12 protein-coding genes are annotated in these 15457 nt (G+C 63.8%); 5 read left to right on the top strand and 7 right to left on the bottom strand.

What is annotated here, in order from left to right:
* Nucleotides 1-247 precede the first annotated feature (247 nt).
* Complete coding sequence (locus AC0L2O_RS06485) at nt 248-1057, bottom strand: AraC family transcriptional regulator (RefSeq protein ID WP_473369113.1); 810 nt, start codon at nt 1055-1057, stop codon at nt 248-250.
* Between the two features lie 51 nt (nt 1058-1108).
* On the opposite strand from AC0L2O_RS06485, the gene AC0L2O_RS06480 reads away from it, so the two are divergent.
* Nucleotides 1109-2281, top strand: a complete 1173-nt coding sequence (locus tag AC0L2O_RS06480) for an MFS transporter (protein ID WP_473369112.1) — start codon at nt 1109-1111, stop codon at nt 2279-2281.
* A gap of 314 nt (nt 2282-2595) precedes the next feature.
* Here AC0L2O_RS06480 and AC0L2O_RS06475 read toward each other — a convergent pair whose 3' ends face one another.
* Nucleotides 2596-5754, bottom strand: a complete 3159-nt coding sequence (locus AC0L2O_RS06475; protein ID WP_473369111.1) for an efflux RND transporter permease subunit — start codon at nt 5752-5754, stop codon at nt 2596-2598.
* A 37-nt stretch (nt 5755-5791) separates the two neighbouring features.
* On the bottom strand, nt 5792-6982 hold the full coding sequence (locus AC0L2O_RS06470; RefSeq protein ID WP_473369110.1) for an efflux RND transporter periplasmic adaptor subunit: 1191 nt from the start codon (nt 6980-6982) through the stop codon (nt 5792-5794).
* Nucleotides 6983-7180: 198 nt separating this feature from the next.
* Here AC0L2O_RS06470 and AC0L2O_RS06465 point away from each other — a divergent pair, with 198 nt between their 5' ends.
* The 3 genes from AC0L2O_RS06465 (at nt 7181) to AC0L2O_RS06455 (ending at nt 10942) form a co-directional block, all read left to right on the top strand.
* Nucleotides 7181-7699 (top strand): GNAT family N-acetyltransferase, encoded by a 519-nt coding sequence (locus AC0L2O_RS06465; RefSeq protein WP_473369109.1) that lies wholly within the window; start codon nt 7181-7183, stop codon nt 7697-7699.
* Between the two features lie 170 nt (nt 7700-7869).
* Entirely contained in the window at nt 7870-9579 is a 1710-nt protein-coding gene (locus tag AC0L2O_RS06460) for a phospholipase C (protein ID WP_473369108.1), read from the top strand.
* Nucleotides 9580-9595: 16 nt separating this feature from the next.
* Nucleotides 9596-10942, top strand: a complete 1347-nt coding sequence (locus AC0L2O_RS06455) for a cytochrome-c peroxidase (RefSeq protein WP_473369107.1) — start codon at nt 9596-9598, stop codon at nt 10940-10942.
* A 23-nt stretch (nt 10943-10965) separates the two neighbouring features.
* Here the strand turns inward: AC0L2O_RS06455 and AC0L2O_RS06450 are convergent, their stop codons facing one another.
* The 4 genes from AC0L2O_RS06450 to AC0L2O_RS06435 form a co-directional block, all read right to left on the bottom strand.
* Nucleotides 10966-12030, bottom strand: a complete 1065-nt coding sequence (locus AC0L2O_RS06450; protein WP_369721636.1) for a hypothetical protein — start codon at nt 12028-12030, stop codon at nt 10966-10968.
* A 41-nt stretch (nt 12031-12071) separates the two neighbouring features.
* Complete coding sequence (locus AC0L2O_RS06445) at nt 12072-12521, bottom strand: cupin domain-containing protein (protein ID WP_369721637.1); 450 nt, start codon at nt 12519-12521, stop codon at nt 12072-12074.
* Nucleotides 12522-12663: 142 nt separating this feature from the next.
* A complete protein-coding gene (locus AC0L2O_RS06440; protein WP_473369106.1) occupies nt 12664-12861 on the bottom strand; it encodes a hypothetical protein in 198 nt (65 codons plus the stop codon).
* A gap of 36 nt (nt 12862-12897) precedes the next feature.
* Nucleotides 12898-13530 carry a helix-turn-helix domain-containing protein gene (locus tag AC0L2O_RS06435; protein WP_473369105.1) on the bottom strand — a complete coding sequence of 211 codons (633 nt, stop codon included), beginning with the start codon at nt 13528-13530 and terminating at the stop codon, nt 12898-12900.
* A gap of 214 nt (nt 13531-13744) precedes the next feature.
* On the opposite strand from AC0L2O_RS06435, the gene AC0L2O_RS06430 reads away from it, so the two are divergent.
* A complete protein-coding gene (locus AC0L2O_RS06430) occupies nt 13745-15436 on the top strand; it encodes a peptide ABC transporter substrate-binding protein (protein ID WP_473369104.1) in 1692 nt (563 codons plus the stop codon).
* Nucleotides 15437-15457 lie beyond the last annotated feature (21 nt).

Below are 15457 nucleotides of genomic sequence, written 5' to 3'. Positions count from 1 at the left end.
GCTTACACGGGATTTAGGCGGAAGCCGATCACATTCAAGCTGGGGGAATTGGCAAGTTGAGTTAGGCCGCGCGTTTCGAGAATGCTGTCATGCGCAGCAACGCGCCGTCATGCCCCGGCTTGACCGGGGCATCCAGTACGCCGCGGCGTCTCCGTTCAATCACTACTGTCTCGGAGTACTGGATCGCCCGGTCAAGCCGGGCGACGACACCGAGTGTGAGGCGGCAACGGACCGAAGGGCGGCTGCCTCACCCCTTCCCGGCAAACTCCCTCGGCGTCCGCCCGGTCACCTGGCGGAATGCGGCCGAGAAAGCCGGCACGCTGGCATAGCCGAGCTGGGCAGCGAGCTGCTTCACCGAGACATTGGCATCCGTCGATATCAGTTGGATGGCGGCCGCAACCCTTGCGCGTTGGCACCAGCTCTTGAAGCTCAATTGCGTCTCGGTCGAAAACAGCCGCGACAGCGTGCGCGCCGACGTTCCGATCTCGCGCGCCAAGCCATCGATGTCGTGCGCCCCGGTCGGATCGTCGAGCACGATCATCGCGGCGCGCCGGCAGCGCGACTCCTGCGGCAGCGGCACGAAGGTCGCGGAATCCTCGGCCTGGTGCAATTCCAGCATCACCAGGCGCACCAGCAGCTCGGTGCGCGCTTCCGTGCTACGTGAATCGAACAGCGCGAGGATCGCCTGGTGCAGCAACGGCGACACCCGCACCACGAACTCCTTGGCGAGGCCGTCATAGCGCTGCTCGCGCTCCAGCCAGGGCAGGTCGAAATACAGCGTGCGCATCTCGATGTCGGCGAGCACGTCGATGGCGTGCTGGAGTCCGGCCGGCACCCAGACCGCGCGGTCCGGCGGTACCAGCCAGCGCCCCTTCGGCGTCGTCACCTGCATGGTGCCCTTCGCAGCATAGACCAGCTGCGCCTCGCGGTGCATGTGCGGATCGAGCCGCAGCCCCCTGGGATAGTCGCGCGCGACCAAATGCACGCCCGTCGGGGAGCGGTGGTTGCTCCGGACCTCGCGGAGGATTGGCGTTTCGACGACAGTCATTGGCAGCATCCCGTCATTGGCACGACATATAACTCATTTCGGAGCAGGAGAGGATTCGCAATGAACAGCCCCGGCCGGGTGATCGGCTTCGTCAACGCAGGCCATTTCATCGACCATTATGCGATGCTGATCTTTGCCGCCGCCGTGATCATCATGGGCCCGGCGCTCGGCATGGCCTATTCGGAACTGCTGCCTTACGCGACGCCGGGCTTCGTCGCCTTCGGCGCGGGCTCGCTTTTGACCGGCTGGCTTGGCGATCGCTGGAGCCGCCGCCACATGATGCTGATCTTCTTCATCGGCATCGGACTTGCGATGATCTCGGTCGGCTTGGTGCAGACGCCGCCGCAGCTCGGTATTGCTTTGTTCGCGATCGGCATCTTCGCCTCGATCTACCATCCCGTCGGCACCGCCATGATCGTGTCCTATGCCGAGAAGCTTGGCCGCGAGATGGGGCTGAACGGCGTCTGGGGCAATCTCGGCGTCGCCTCGTCCGCGCTGGTCACCGGCGTCATCGGGCAATATTTCGGCTGGCGCTTTGCCTTCATCGTGCCCGGCATCGTCACCATCCTGATCGGCATCGCCTTTGCGGTTAGTGTCGTGCACGAGGACCGCAAGGGCTCGAAGCAGGCGGCGGCGCAAGCGCGAGTGGCCAAGCAGGATATGTGGCGCGTGATCCTGTCGTTGCTGATCGTCGTGATCGCGATCTCCACCACGTTCAATGCCGTCACCGTCGCGCTGCCAAAGCTGTTCGCGGAGCGGCTCGCCGATCTCACCAAAAGCCCGGCATTGCTCGGCGTCATCGCGGCCTGCGTCTACGTGTTCGGCGCGATGACGCAGTACACGATCGGCCGGCTGCTCGACCGCTATTCGCTGAAGACGGTGGCGCTGCCGTTGTCCTTCATGCTGGCGCCGTTCCTCTATCTCGCTGCGAGCCTGTCCAATTTGCCGCTGATCTTGGTGTCGATCGGCATCGTGATGGGCGCATTCGGGCAGGTCACGGTCAATGACGCCATGGTCGGTAAATACACCAGCGAAGAATGGCGCTCGCGCGCCTACGCGGTGCGCTATTTCGTCGGCTTCACCGCCGCCGGCGCGTCCGTCGGCCTGGTCGCCTGGCTGTACGAGCAGGGCGGCTTCGTCACCATGCTGCACGCCTTCGCCGGCCTGTGCCTGCTGGCGATCGCAGCCGCCATCATCCTTCCGCGCGAGGTCAGGACGCCGCACGCGGCGTGATGCCATGAGGCGCGTGGCTGCCTCCGCATCGTCATGGCGAGCGCTGCGAAGGCGCGGGGCTGCTTCCAGATCGTCGTTGCGAGCGTAGCGAAGCAATCCAGAATCTTTCCGCGGAGGGACTCTGGATTGCTTCGCTGCGCTCGCAATGACGAAGAAGCCGGTGATCGCAGGGGGATGTCGCTTCACCCACTCTCTGCCGATGATGTCATTCTGCCGGTGTTTTGCCCGACGAGTCAAACGCCTCAGCGCGGCTGAATCAAAAGCTCAGCCTTGTCAATCCCATCTCTACTGTGCATGGGGTTGTTTTCGCGCTTTTAGGTCTTCACCTCGGCGATCGGCTGCGCCTCCGGTGTCTTCCGCGACGCGCGCCAGTTCTCAAACCGCTGCACCACCACGAAGAAGGCCGGCACGAACAGCACCGCAAGGCAGGTCGAGGCCAGCATGCCGGAAAACACCGTGATGCCGATCGACTTGCGAGCGCTGGCGCCGGCGCCGGTCGCGATCACCAGCGGCACCACGCCGAGGATGAAGGCGAACGACGTCATCAGGATCGGACGGAAGCGGGCGCGCGCCGCCTCGATCGCGGATTCCGCGACCGGCTTGCCGTCGCGGCCGTGCAGCTCGAGCCCGACCTCGACGATCAGGATCGCGTTCTTGGCCGACAGCGCGATCAGCAGGATCAGGCCGATCTGGCAATACAAATTGTTGTCGATCTTCAAGCCGTTGAGGATCAGCATCGGCCCGATCAGCGACAGCGGCACCGCGAGGATCACCGAGATCGGCGCATACCAGCTCTCGTACTGGCCGGCGAGCACGAAATAGACCAGCAGCATCGCGAGCCCGAACACCCAGTAGATCTGGCTCGAGACCGCCTTCTCCTGATACGACATCGCGGTCCATTCGAAGCCCGTGCCCGGCGGTAGCGTCTTGTCCGCGATCTCCTCCATCAGCTGCAGCGACTGCCCCGACGAATAGCCTTGCGCCGGCAGGCCGACGATGGTCGACGACGGATAGAGATTGTAGAGGCTGATCAGCGACGGGCCGGTGACCGGCGTGATCGTAGCGACGGTGCCGATCGGGATCATGTCGCCGTTCTGGTTGCGCACCATCATGTTGGCGATGTCGCGCTCGGTGACGCGGAACGCCGGATCAGCCTGGGTATAGACCTGGAATACGCGGCCGAACTTGTTGAACTGGTTGACGTAGGACGAGCCGAGATAGGTCGACAGCGCCGAGAACACCTGGTCCGTCGTCACGTGCAGGGTCTGGGTCTTGATGCGGTCGATCTCGACGTTGAACTGCGGCACCGAAGAGCGGAACGAGGACGACACGCGCTGCAGCGCGCTCTGGCTCTGCGCGTTGGAGACCATCGCACCGGTGATCGCCTGGAGCTTTGCGAAATCGCTGTTGCCGTCGCGCAGCTCGACCTGCATCGAGAAGCCGGCGGCGTTGCCGATACCCTGGATCGGCGGCGGCGGCAGCACCAGCGTGCGCGCCTCCATGATGGTCGCGAGCTTGTCGTTCAGCCCGAACACCAGTGAGCGCAGGTCCTCGCCGGGGCCTTTGCGCGCGCCCCAGTCCTTCAGGATGATGTAGGCGACGCCGGCATTGGCAAGGCTCGCGCTGCTGTCGAGCGCGGAGATACCGGCGATGGTGATGACCTGCTGGACGCCCGCCGTGTCCTTGATGAGTTCGCTGGCCCGGTCGAGCACCTTTTGCGTTCGCTCCAGCGAGGCGCCGTCGGGCAGCTGCACCGCGGCGATCAGATAGCCCTGGTCCTCGATCGGAAGGAAGCCGGTCGGCACCCGCGACAGGCCGTAGCCGCCGATCGCGATCAGGACAAGCGCAACCGCGACCGACACCGTGGCGTGCCTGACCAGGACCCCGATCAGCCGGATGTAGCCCCGCTCGACCCGGTTGTAGATCGCGTTGAAGCCCCGGTAAAAGAAGTTGCGCTGCTCCGGCGGTACCGTCGGCCGCAGCCAGAGCGCGCATTGCGTCGGCTTCAGGGTCGCCGCGTTGATGGCGGACAGCAGCGCGGTTGCGGCGATCACCAGCGCGAATTGCGAGTAGATCCGCCCGGTGAGGCCGGCCAGGAACGAGGCCGGCAGGAACACCGAGATCAGCACCAGGGTGATGCCGACGATCGGCGCGAACAGCTGGTCCATCGCCTTGATCGCGGCGTCGTGGCCGTTCATGCCCTGCTCGATATTGTGGGCGGCGCCTTCGACCACGACGATGGCATCGTCAACCACGATGCCGATCGCCAGCACGATCGCAAACAACGTCGACATGTTGATGGTGAAGCCGAGCGCCGCCATCGCGGCGAACGCGCCGATGATGGTCACCGGGACGGTCGTCGCCGGCACCAGCATCGCGCGCCAGTCTTGCAGGAACACCAGGATCACCACCAGCACGAGCAGGCCGGCTTCGATCAGCGTCGTGTAGACCTCATGCACCGAGGCCTGCACGAATTTCGTGGTGTCGAACGGGGTGTCGTACTTCATGCCTTGGGGGAAGGCCTTGGCGAGCTCCGCCATTTTCTTCTCGACGGCCTGCTCGACCTGGAGCGCGTTGGCACCGGGTGACTGGAACACGCCGATGCCGACCGCGGGCTGCTTGTTCAGCGAGAAGATCTGGCTATAGGTCTGCGCGCCGAGCTCGACCCAGCCGACATCGCGCACCCGCGTGACATCGCCGCTGGTGCCAGACTTGACGATGATGTTCTCGAACTGGCTGGTATCGTCGAGCCGGCCATTGACGTTGAGCGTGTACTGGAACGCCTGACCCGGCGGTGTCGGCGGCGCGCCGACCTGGCCCGCCGACACCTGCTGGCTCTGCTGCTGGATCGCCTGGATGACGTCCTGCGGCACCAAACCGCGGGCCTGGAGCTTGTTCGGATCGAGCCAGATCCGCATCGAATACTGGCCGGCGCCGAACACCGTGACGTTGCCGACGCCGGGCAGGCGGGACAGCTCGTCGCGCAAATTGATGGTCGCGTAGTTGCTCAGATACAAGCTGTCGAACGTCGAGTCGGGCGAGGTCAGCGTCACGAACAGCAGGATCGAGGTCGACTTCTTCTGGACGGTGACGCCCTGGTTCTGCACGGACGTAGGCAATTGGGAGAGCGCGCTGGAGACGCGGTTCTGCACCAGCACTTGCGCGAAGTTGAGGTCGGTGCCGATCTTGAAGGTTACGGTCAGGGTATAGGTGCCGTCGGACGCGCTGTAGGACTGCATATAGAGCATGTCCTCGACGCCGTTGACCTGTTGCTCGATCGGGAGCGCAACGGTGTCGATCACGGTCTTGGCGCTGGCGCCGGGATAGCGCGTGGTGACCTGCACTGTCGGCGGCACCACGTCCGGGTATTGCGAGATCGCGAGATTGAACAGCGCCACGCCACCGATCAGGATCATGAGGAGCGCGATGACGTTCGAGAGGACCGGCCGCTCGATGAAGAATTTTGAGATCATGGCCGGCGACCCCTCACTTGACTGATCACTTCGCAGTTCACTTGGCAGACGCTTGCGGTTGTTCGATCTTGGTCAGCTGCGGATCGATCTTCTGGCCTGGAATCACCCTGAGCAGCCCCGCGATGACGATGCGGTCGTCCGGCTTCAGGCCGCTTTCGATCACGCGCAGGCCGTTGTCCACGGCGCCGATCTGCACCTTGCGCTGCTCGACCAGGTCGTCCTTGTTGACCACCAGGAGATAGCGGCCGCCCTGGTCGCTGCCGAGCGCGGTGTCGGGAACGAGCAGAGCGTTCTTGTCCCGGTCGAAGGGCACGCGGACGCGGGCGAAATAGCCGGGCAGCAGCACCCGATTGTCGTTGGGGACGAGGCCGCGCACCGCGAGCGTTCCGGTCGACTGGTTGAGGGTCGGCGCGACATAATCGAGGTGGCCTTCATGGGGATAGCCGGTCTCGGTCTGGAGGCCGACCTCGATCGGAAACTGCTTGAGATCGGCGGGGGTCAGCCCGCGGCGCTGCGCCTCGGCACGAATCCGCAGCACGTCCTGCTCGTTGACGGTGAAGTTCACATAGATCGGCTCCATCGCCACGATGGTCGCGAGCTGGGTTGGCGAGGCGACGCCGACAAGCTCGCCGATCGAGACCATGTGCGCACTGACGATGCCGTCGAACGGCGCGACCACCTTGGTATAGCCGTAGTTCACCTCGGCGAGCCTGGTATTGGCCTGGGCCTGCTGGAGATTGGCCTGGGCGTTGTCGCGGGTCGACGTCGAGGTGTCGAGGGTGGCCTGCGATACGGCCTGCCGCTGCACCAGTTCGCTCTGTCGCTTGAAGTCGGCTTCCGCCTGCCGCAGCGAGGCCTGTGCGCCGGCTTCGGCCGCCTGCGCCTGATCGAGCTTGAGCTTGTAGGTCTCCGGCTCGATCGTGAACAGCTGGGTGCCCTGCTTGACGAAGGTGCCGTCCTGATAGTCGATCGATTGCAGAAAGCCCTGCACCCGTGCCACCAGATCGACGCTCTTGATCGGCGCGGTATTGCCGGTGGCCTCGACGTAGCGCGTGACCGGGCGCTGCACGGGTATGGCGACGTCCACCTTAGGCGGCGGCGGCGCCACGAAGCTGTTCTTGTCCTCGCAGCCCGCGAGCGCGACTATCGCCGCGACAGCAGCTAGCCGGCCGATCTGCCGCCACTGCCTCTCGCGTCGAACAGGAGAAGTGAGATTCGAGCGCGTCATTCGGTGGCCCCCGATGGCTGTCTGTCGGTGCGACAGGTTAGCAACAAATGACCGGTCGTGGAACCACCATAGCCATGGCAGTCGCAGGCCTTGCACCGCAAACAGCGGCGTGGCCTTTGGCAGTTTTCGCTTTTCATCACGAACGTGGTCGACCAGAATTGTTTCAAACGCCGCGCGACTGGGGCGGGTCCTGGCTGCATGACACATGAGATAGACATTCGCGCCTTCGCGCCGCCCGATGCAGCCCCCGTCCACGAGCTGTTCATCCGGGTAAACCGGCTGTTGGCGCCAGCCCACTTGGTGGAGGCGTTTGAAAGCTACATCGCTCGCTCCCTCGTCGAGGAGATCGATCGGCTCGCCGACTATTACTCCAGCCGGAACGGCGGCTTCTGGGTCGCTCTCGATGGCGACGAGATCGTCGGCATGTTCGGTCTGGAGGCCGCAGGCGAGCATGCGATGGAGTTGCGGCGCATGTATGTGGCGCCCGACGCGCGGCGCCGGGGAATTGCGCGAAAGATGCTGGCGTTCGCGGAGAATGAGTGCCGCCGACGCAATCGATGGCGACTTGAGCTGAGCACGTCGGAACTTCAGAAAGATGCACTGGCCCTGTATCGAAGCGCAGGATACGAGAGCGTACGCGAAGAGATTGCCGACGCGGCCAGCAACAAGACCGTAGGCGGTGGCATTCGTCGCTACCACTTCAGCAAGAGGCTCTGAGTCCTGCCGGCATAGGCCGGCTTGAGATCAGGAACGGCGGATCCCTGGCAAAGCGGGGTATGAAATTCTGTCCGAACAGCTGCGCGAAGTGTCTCTCGCGTCAAACTGACACAGCTCTGTCAAATGCGATCGCTAGGGTTTGCCGCGTCACTTCTTCGGGGCAAACAAAGATGAAATCCAGATTTTTGACGACGGCTGCGATTTTCGCGGCCGCGACGGCAGTTACGTGCGCCATGCCGGTTCTCGCAGACGATTTCGGCCGGGATCGGGATCACGATCGCGATCATGGTCGCCATCCGCACGAGATCCACACCGAGACGCCGATCAAGCATCTCGTGGTCATCTTCAACGAGAACCGCTCGTTCGATCATTACTTCGCGACCTATCCCAACGCGGCCAATCCGTCCGGCGCGATTCCCTTCGTGCCGAAGCCGCATACGCCGAAGGTCAACAATCTCGCCAACGCCAATTTGCTGGTGAACAATCCGAACAACAATCCCGCCAACGGCACCGGCGCGACCGATCCGTTCCGGCTCGATCGTACCCAGGCCAACACGCGTTCGCAGAACCACGCTTACACGCCCGAGCAGCAGGCGGTCGACAACGGCAAGGACGACCTGTTCCCGAAATTCACCGGCCGCGGCACCGCCGGCGGCGCCGGCGCGTTCGGCACCAACGGGCAGGTGATGGGCTATTTCGACGGCAACACCGTCACAGCGTTCTGGAACTACGCCCAGCACTTTGCCATGAGCGACAATGCTTGGACCGATACCTTTGGTCCGTCGACGCCGGGCGCGCTCGAGGTGATCTCGGGCCAGACCAACGGCTCCGTGAATATCGTCGGCACGTCGACACAGACCGTTCCCGACGGCCAGGGCGGACTGACGCTGATCGGCGACACTGATCCGGGCATTGACCCCTGCTCGAGCACGACCAGCACGGTCCTGATGGACGGCAAGAATATCGGTGATCTTCTCAACGACGAGCACATCAGCTGGGGCAGCTTCATGGGCGGCTTTGATCTCACGCTCAAGAATGCCAACGGCACGACCGGGTGCGCACGCAGCACCTTCTCGACCGTCGTGGGCGCCGCCACTGCGGACTACATTCCGCACCACGCCTGGTTCCAGTACTACAAGTCGACGGCCAACCCGACCCATGCGCGGCCGAGCTCGGTGCACGCGATCGGCCATACCCACGACCTCAATGGCAAGATCGACCCAGCCAATCACGGCTATGATCTCGAAGACTTCTACGCTGCGGTGAAGGCCGGCAATTTTCCGGCGGTTTCCTACATCAAGTTGCCGGCTTACCAGGACGGTCATGCCGGCTATTCTGATCCGCTCGATGAGCAGATCGGGAGTGTCGAGCTGATCAACTTCCTCCAGAAGCAGCCGGAGTGGCGCGAAACCGCGGTGATCATCACCTATGACGACTCCGACGGCTGGTACGACCACCAGTACGTCGCGCCGAAGAGCGCGTCCTATGATCCGGCCGCCGATCAGGTCAACGGTCCGGGCTTGTGCGGCCTCGGTCCGCAGAAGCAACCGGCGCCGAACGGCCTCAACGGCAAACCGGTGAACGGCCGCTGCGGGCCCGGCACCCGCGTGCCCTTCATCGTGGTCTCGCCCTACGCGAGGGCGAACTTCGTCAGCCACAGCTATATCTCGCAGGCGTCGGTGGTGCGGTTCATCGAGGACAATTGGCTGCACGGCAAACGTCTGGGCGGTGGCTCGTTCGATGCCACGACCGGCTCGATCATGGACCTGTTCGACTTCGATCAGGACCACCGCCACGACTTCCGCACCGACGCGCTGTTCCTCGATCCGACCGCCGGCACGGTCATGGTCAGCCCGCCGGACGAGCACCATCACCACTAGTCCGACAGGACGTCATATGCACAGCCGCACTTTGTGGCTCCTCGGCGCCGGCCTGCTCTCGCTGGCCGGCGCTGTTTTTGCGGCCGTGACGCAAGCACCGGCCGAAGCGATTCCGTCGGGCCTCAATCCGAACCCGGTTCATCTCTACCGCCCGCCCTCCGAACCGCTCTCGGCGATGGCGCAGCTCGGCAAGGCGATCTTCTTCGACGCATCGTTGTCTTCGTCCGGTGCGCTGTCATGCGCATCCTGTCACAGTCCGGATCACGCTTACGGCCCGCCCAATGACGCCCCGGTCATGCTTGGCGGCGCCGATTTGTCGCGGCAGGGTGCGCGTGCCGTTCCGTCGCTGACCTATCTGGAGCGCCAGCCGAATTTCAGCATCGGCCCGGACAAGGGCGACGACGACCACGTCATGGACCTCGCGCAGATGGCCGCGCTCGGCCGGCAGTCCGCACGCACCACGAAAACCGCTGGCGGGAATGCCGCGTCGGCGGCGAACATCGTGCCGCAAGGCGGGCTGTTCTGGGACGGCCGCGCCGACACGCTGCAGGACCAGGCGCTGTTCCCGCTGCTCGATCCCAACGAGATGGACGGCGGCAGCCTCGAGATCGTCGCGGACAAGCTGCGCCATGCGTCTTACGCCCAGCGTTTCGTCGAGCTGTTCGGCGCCCGCGTGCTCGACAATCAGCGGCTCCTGATCGCGGAGGCGATGTTTGCGGCGGCGCGCTATCAGGTCGAAGAGCCGAGCTTCCATTCCTACAGCAGCAAGTACGATCACTGGCTCGAGGGCAAGGCGCAGCTCAGCGAGAGCGAACTGCGCGGCCTGCAATTGTTCAACGATCCCGACAGGGCCAACTGCGCCGGCTGCCATCCCTCGGCGCCGACCCGCGATGGCCTGCCACCGTTGTTCACCGACCATCAATACGAGGCGCTCGGCGCGCCGCGCAACGCAGCGCTCGCGAATAATCGCGATCCGAACTATTTCGATCTCGGCGTCTGCGGGCCGCATCGCACCGACATCTCCGAGCAGACGCAATATTGCGGCATGTTCCTGACCCCGACATTGCGCAACGCCGCAACGCGCCACGCCTTCTTCCATAATGGCGTCTTCAGCACTCTCGAGCAGGTACTCGATTTCTATAATTTCCGTGACACCAACCCGGGAAAATTTTTTCCGCGCGCCGCCGACGGCACGGTGCAGAAGCACGACGACCTGCCGCGAAAATATCACGCCAATGTCGACGTCACCGATCCGCCGTTCAATCGTCATGCCGGCGAGAAGGCGGCAATGACCGAGCAGGACGAGGCCGACATTATCGCGTTCCTGAAGACGCTGACCGACGGCTACAAGGCGGAAAACTAGCTCGTCTCCCGCAGGGTACGGCCCTATCGTGGCTTGATCTCCGCGTATTTCGCCATCGCCTTCTCGAACTTCCGCTTGAACAGCCACATCGCGCCGAGAATCTCGCGGAAGCTGGCCGAGCTTCGCGCGCGGTCTGCCTTGCCGAAGGCGAAGATGCTGTTGTTGCGCAGGTGCTTCATGATGGTGGGATCTGACACCCTGTAGTTCAAGAAGTCGCCCGACTTCAGTGCGGAGCGCGTCGGCGTCGGGATGATCTGGATCAGCTCGAACAGCTTCATCTGCTCGATCGGATCGGGTAACGTCTTGACGATCGCGGGGATCTCGGCAAACAGCTCCGCATGCGCGTTCATGAGGCCGTCGCGCACATTGGTCCAGTGATTGAAACGGCGATCGGTGCCGCGGGACCGCGCCTCTTCCTTGTCGTCGCGCGCGTTCAACGCGGGATCGGCGGCCGCGATCGCGCCCTTGATGGCTTCCCATTTGCGCTGGCCGTTGCGGTCCTCGGACGGGCCGGTCTGGAGGCTGCCCATATAGGTGTTCGAGCGCCCGTTGCGGACGTTCTGCTTGCCGTTGGTCTCGGCAAAGAACAGGCCCAGACTGATGCGGCCTGCAGCTTCAGCGTGGGCCGGCGCAAGCCCCTTGGCGCGCGCGATCGCTGTGGCGAGATCGACCACGTCCCTGAACGGCGTCGCCGAGTTTTGTGCGTTTGCGGGCGGCGCCTCCATGATCTCGAACAGATCGGCATATTCGTCGACCAGCGGTTCGATCTCGGCATCGAAATAGGCCGGGGGAATCTCGAACTTGTTCGGCCTTCCGATCCGCGACGGCATGGCGTCGGTGAGATCCTTGTACGTGCTGATCACCGCGACGCGCGCGAGATAAAGTGCCTGGCCCGGCAGGTTCGGCAGCACTTGCTTCGTCTCGATCTGGCGGCGCCGCTCGGCAAGGACCGATTTGAAATCGGCCAGCGCGCGATCGTAGGCGGCTTGCGCCTCCGATTGCGTTGGCGTCAGCGCTTGCGCCTGGCTCGCGGCAAATGTCGCGAAGAGCAGCGCGAGCGCCGCGATGGCGCGACCTCCTGCACGCATGGCCGGTTTCCCCAACGATTCGTCCGTCAGGGCATCATAGCCTAGTCGTTGGCTTCCGGCGGCAGGAAGTCGACCTCGTGCAGGGCCGAGATGCGGACGACCTCGGCGGGGTCGGTCAGATTGTGAAGCTGGTTGAACAGCGCCTCGAGCTTCTGCATCGGCGAGACCCAGAACAGCGCGCGGGCCGGCTTGTCGGACTTGTTGAAATAGCCGTGCGGGATACCGCGCGGCAGGCGCACGAGGTCGCCGGCATGGGCCTTGACCCACTGGCCGTCCAGCTTGAGGTCAAGCGTGCCTTCCTGCACCAGGATGAATTCGTCCTGGGTCGGATGGATGTGCACCGGCACGAATTGACCCGGCTCGCTGTTGGTCTCGAATGCGAAGGTGGACTCGGTGACGGCCTTGGGGAAATAGACCTGGCCCAGGATGTTCCAGCTCTTGCCGCCATAGCCAGTGCCGTTTGCAGTAATGCCTTTTTCAAGTGCGGTCATGGCTCGCCTCCAAATGGATCCCGATGGGCGGCAGCATCGGCTGTGGGCGGGTGCTTGTCTATCGCGAAACGCATCCCGAGCCGACCAGCGGCTTGCCGCACGCTCGGAGGTCGGCCGCTCGCTCACGGCACCGCGACATGCCTCATCTTCCGGGGCCGAGGCGGCTATCATCAGGCTGCCTCGGCCCCGTGGTCCATTGCGTATGGCAGCCGCGGCGGCCGTCACCGGCGCAGATGATCCGGCACGCATCGTCCATGGCGCAGTCGACATAGAACCACACGAAATAGGAGACGATGACGATAAAGGCGATCCACAGCGTTGCCCTGGTCTGTCGATCCATCTGCCTACTGAACTCGTCTTGAAGTTTTGCCGCGCTTCAACCTGCCGGCGAATCGGTCTGGTGCAGTGTCGTGACCCAGATCACACGCGCCGCCTGCTGCGTTGGGTTGTCGAACATGTGCGGCACGGTGCTCGGAAAGCGGAAACTGTCGCCGGCCTCCAGCAAATGCGCCTGGTTGTCGAGCCACAGCCGCAGGCTGCCGGAGATGATATAGCCGGCCTTCTCACCGGTGTGCTGCAGGAAGTCGGTGCCGGAGGACGCGCCGGGATTGAGCGTGAGTTCGTACAGCTCGAGCTGGCCCTTGTCTGACGGTGTCAGCGCCTCCTTGACGACGCCGCTCGCAGTGAGCCGCAGCAGGCGCCGGCTGCTCTTGCGCACGATGTAGCGCTGCACGTCGGCGGCATCGGGCGTCTCGAAGAAATACGAGATCGGAACGTCGAGCGCGATGCTGAGCAGCCGCAGCGTGCGGATGGACGGCATGGCGCGCGCGCGTTCGAGCTGGCTGATCATGCCGTTGGACAGACCGGTCTTGTTGGCAACGTCCTGGATCGAGAGGCCGGCGCGCTGACGCAGCAGCCGCACGGTTTCGCCGAGGCGCTGGTCGCTGGCCTCATCGCCGTCCATCGCTGGAGCGTCCTTCGGACCGCTCGTGTCGCCGCGACCATCCATGTCGCTCTCCCATGCATCGCCTCGCCGCCGGAATGCGCCGGCGGCGTTCAGTCGAGGTGAAAACGTCGCGCATCCTAGCAATGCGATTGACAGCTGTATTTAGTCATGATGAACTTTTGGGAGAAAAATTTAGAAGCACTAAAGCCCACTCCTGTCCCTTTGCCGGGGTTGGGGGCGCGGGAGACGGTGCCGTGTGCGACAACGGAGAGTGGTCATGGCAGACGACACCGGTAGGTTCGGCGTTGGGGCACTGCATCTGGGCATTCCGAATCGGCGTCAGTTTGTCCAGCTCGGTGCAGGCGCGGCGGCGGGATGGACATTTGCAGGCAATGCCTTTGCCCAGACCGAGCGCCCCACCAATCCACCGGACAAGCCGCGCGGGCAGGTGATCGCGGCACTGTCGCAGGAGCCGACGGTGTTTCATCCGCTGATGCCCGGCATCGAAGTCGATCAGGGCATCTGGTGGCAGGTGTTCTCGCCGCTCTGGTTCATCGACCCCGACGGCAACTTCATTCCCGATCTCGCCCGCGAAGTCCCTACAATCGAGAACGGCGGGCTGTCGGCCGACGGCCTGACCTGGAAGATCAAGCTGCGCAGCGACGTAAAATGGCACGACGGCACACCGTTCACGGCGGACGACGTGAAGTTCTCGCTCAACTTGATCAACAGTCCGGATTTCCGCGCGCGCAGCCGCGTCGGGCATCATCTGGTGAAGGACGTCGACATCGTCGCGCCGGACGAGATCCATTGGCGGATGGAGACGGCTTATTCGCCCTACATGTCGATCCTGGCGGCGCTGACCTTTATCGTGCCCAAGCACATCCTGGAGAAGGTGACCGATCCGAACGCTTCACCGTTCCACAACGCGCCGGTCGGCACCGGTCCGTTCCGCTGGGGCGAGCGGGTGCCCGGCGACCACATCCAGTTGAATGCAAATGCCGGCTACCACGGCAAAGGACCTTACGTCGAACGCGTGGTCTTCAAATACATCCCGGATCTCACCGTTCTCTACACCCAGTTCCGCACCGGCCAGGTCGACTACACCGGCCTGCAAGGCATTTTGCCGAACTTCGTGCAGGAGGCGAAGACGTTGAAGGGGCGCAAGATCTTCGTCTCCTCGACGTCCTCGGTCGAGCACATCGCGCCCAATCTGGAGTTCGGTGCGTTCGCCGACCGCACGGTGCGTGAGGCGCTGTATCTCGCGATCAACAAGCAGGCGATCATCGATGCACTGAACTACGGCCTGCCGACCCAGACCGAAAGTTTCGTGCCGCAGCAGGCCTGGTCGTTCCAGCAGGGCCTGCCGCAACACAAATATGATCCGGCAAAAGCCAATGCGCTGCTCGATGCCGCCGGATGGGTGCGCGGCGCGGGCGGCGTGCGCGAGAAGGGCGGCGTCAAGCTCGAATTCACCAATTCTACGACATCCGGCAATGCGGTCCGCGAGCAGACCCAGCAGCTCCTGATCCAGGACTGGCGCGCGATTGGTGCTGCGATGCGCGTCAACAACATGCCCGCCGCGGTGATCTGGGGTGATTTCTGGCAGCAGTCGAAGTTCAACTCGGTGATCGTGGGGGTGAACTTCATGCTGGGCAGCGACCCCGACGTGACGCCGCGGTTCGGCTCTGGTGCGATTCCCGCCAAGGGCGGCCGCGGCTACAACACCTATCAATACCAGAGCGCGGAAGCCGACCGGCTGCTTGCCCAGGGCGCCAGGCAGTTCGATCTCGCGCAGCGCAAGACCACCTATGGCGAACTGCAAAAGCTCGTGCGCAACGACCTCGCCATCCTGCCGCTGTTCCAGGGCTTCATCGCCGAAGGCGTGAAGGAGGGGCTCCAGGGTTTCCGTCCCAACATCAACATGTCGATCAACTGCTGGAACATCCGCGAGTGGTATTGGGCCTGATGCATCCGATCCGCGGGATCG

The organism is Bradyrhizobium sp. Kon10 (genome assembly GCF_055807395.1).
The sequence above is the reverse complement of the archived record's forward strand: the minus strand, read 5'-3'. Positions and strand labels throughout refer to the sequence as shown.

Bases quoted from the DNA above. Each gene is read 5' to 3' on its own strand.
- AC0L2O_RS06445 (WP_369721637.1), bottom strand. From the start codon at position 12,521: ATGACCGCACTTGAAAAAGGCATTACTGCAAACGGCACTGGCTATGGC.
- AC0L2O_RS06440 (WP_473369106.1), bottom strand. From the start codon at position 12,861: ATGGATCGACAGACCAGGGCAACGCTGTGGATCGCCTTTATCGTCATC.
- AC0L2O_RS06450 (WP_369721636.1), bottom strand. From the start codon at position 12,030: ATGCGTGCAGGAGGTCGCGCCATCGCGGCGCTCGCGCTGCTCTTCGCG.
- AC0L2O_RS06430 (WP_473369104.1), top strand. From the start codon at position 13,745: ATGGCAGACGACACCGGTAGGTTCGGCGTTGGGGCACTGCATCTGGGC.
- AC0L2O_RS06435 (WP_473369105.1), bottom strand. From the start codon at position 13,530: ATGGATGGTCGCGGCGACACGAGCGGTCCGAAGGACGCTCCAGCGATG.
- AC0L2O_RS06455 (WP_473369107.1), top strand. From the start codon at position 9,596: ATGCACAGCCGCACTTTGTGGCTCCTCGGCGCCGGCCTGCTCTCGCTG.
- AC0L2O_RS06460 (WP_473369108.1), top strand. From the start codon at position 7,870: ATGAAATCCAGATTTTTGACGACGGCTGCGATTTTCGCGGCCGCGACG.
- AC0L2O_RS06465 (WP_473369109.1), top strand. From the start codon at position 7,181: ATGACACATGAGATAGACATTCGCGCCTTCGCGCCGCCCGATGCAGCC.
- AC0L2O_RS06480 (WP_473369112.1), top strand. From the start codon at position 1,109: ATGAACAGCCCCGGCCGGGTGATCGGCTTCGTCAACGCAGGCCATTTC.
- AC0L2O_RS06485 (WP_473369113.1), bottom strand. From the start codon at position 1,057: ATGCTGCCAATGACTGTCGTCGAAACGCCAATCCTCCGCGAGGTCCGG.
- AC0L2O_RS06475 (WP_473369111.1), bottom strand. From the start codon at position 5,754: ATGATCTCAAAATTCTTCATCGAGCGGCCGGTCCTCTCGAACGTCATC.
- AC0L2O_RS06470 (WP_473369110.1), bottom strand. From the start codon at position 6,982: ATGACGCGCTCGAATCTCACTTCTCCTGTTCGACGCGAGAGGCAGTGG.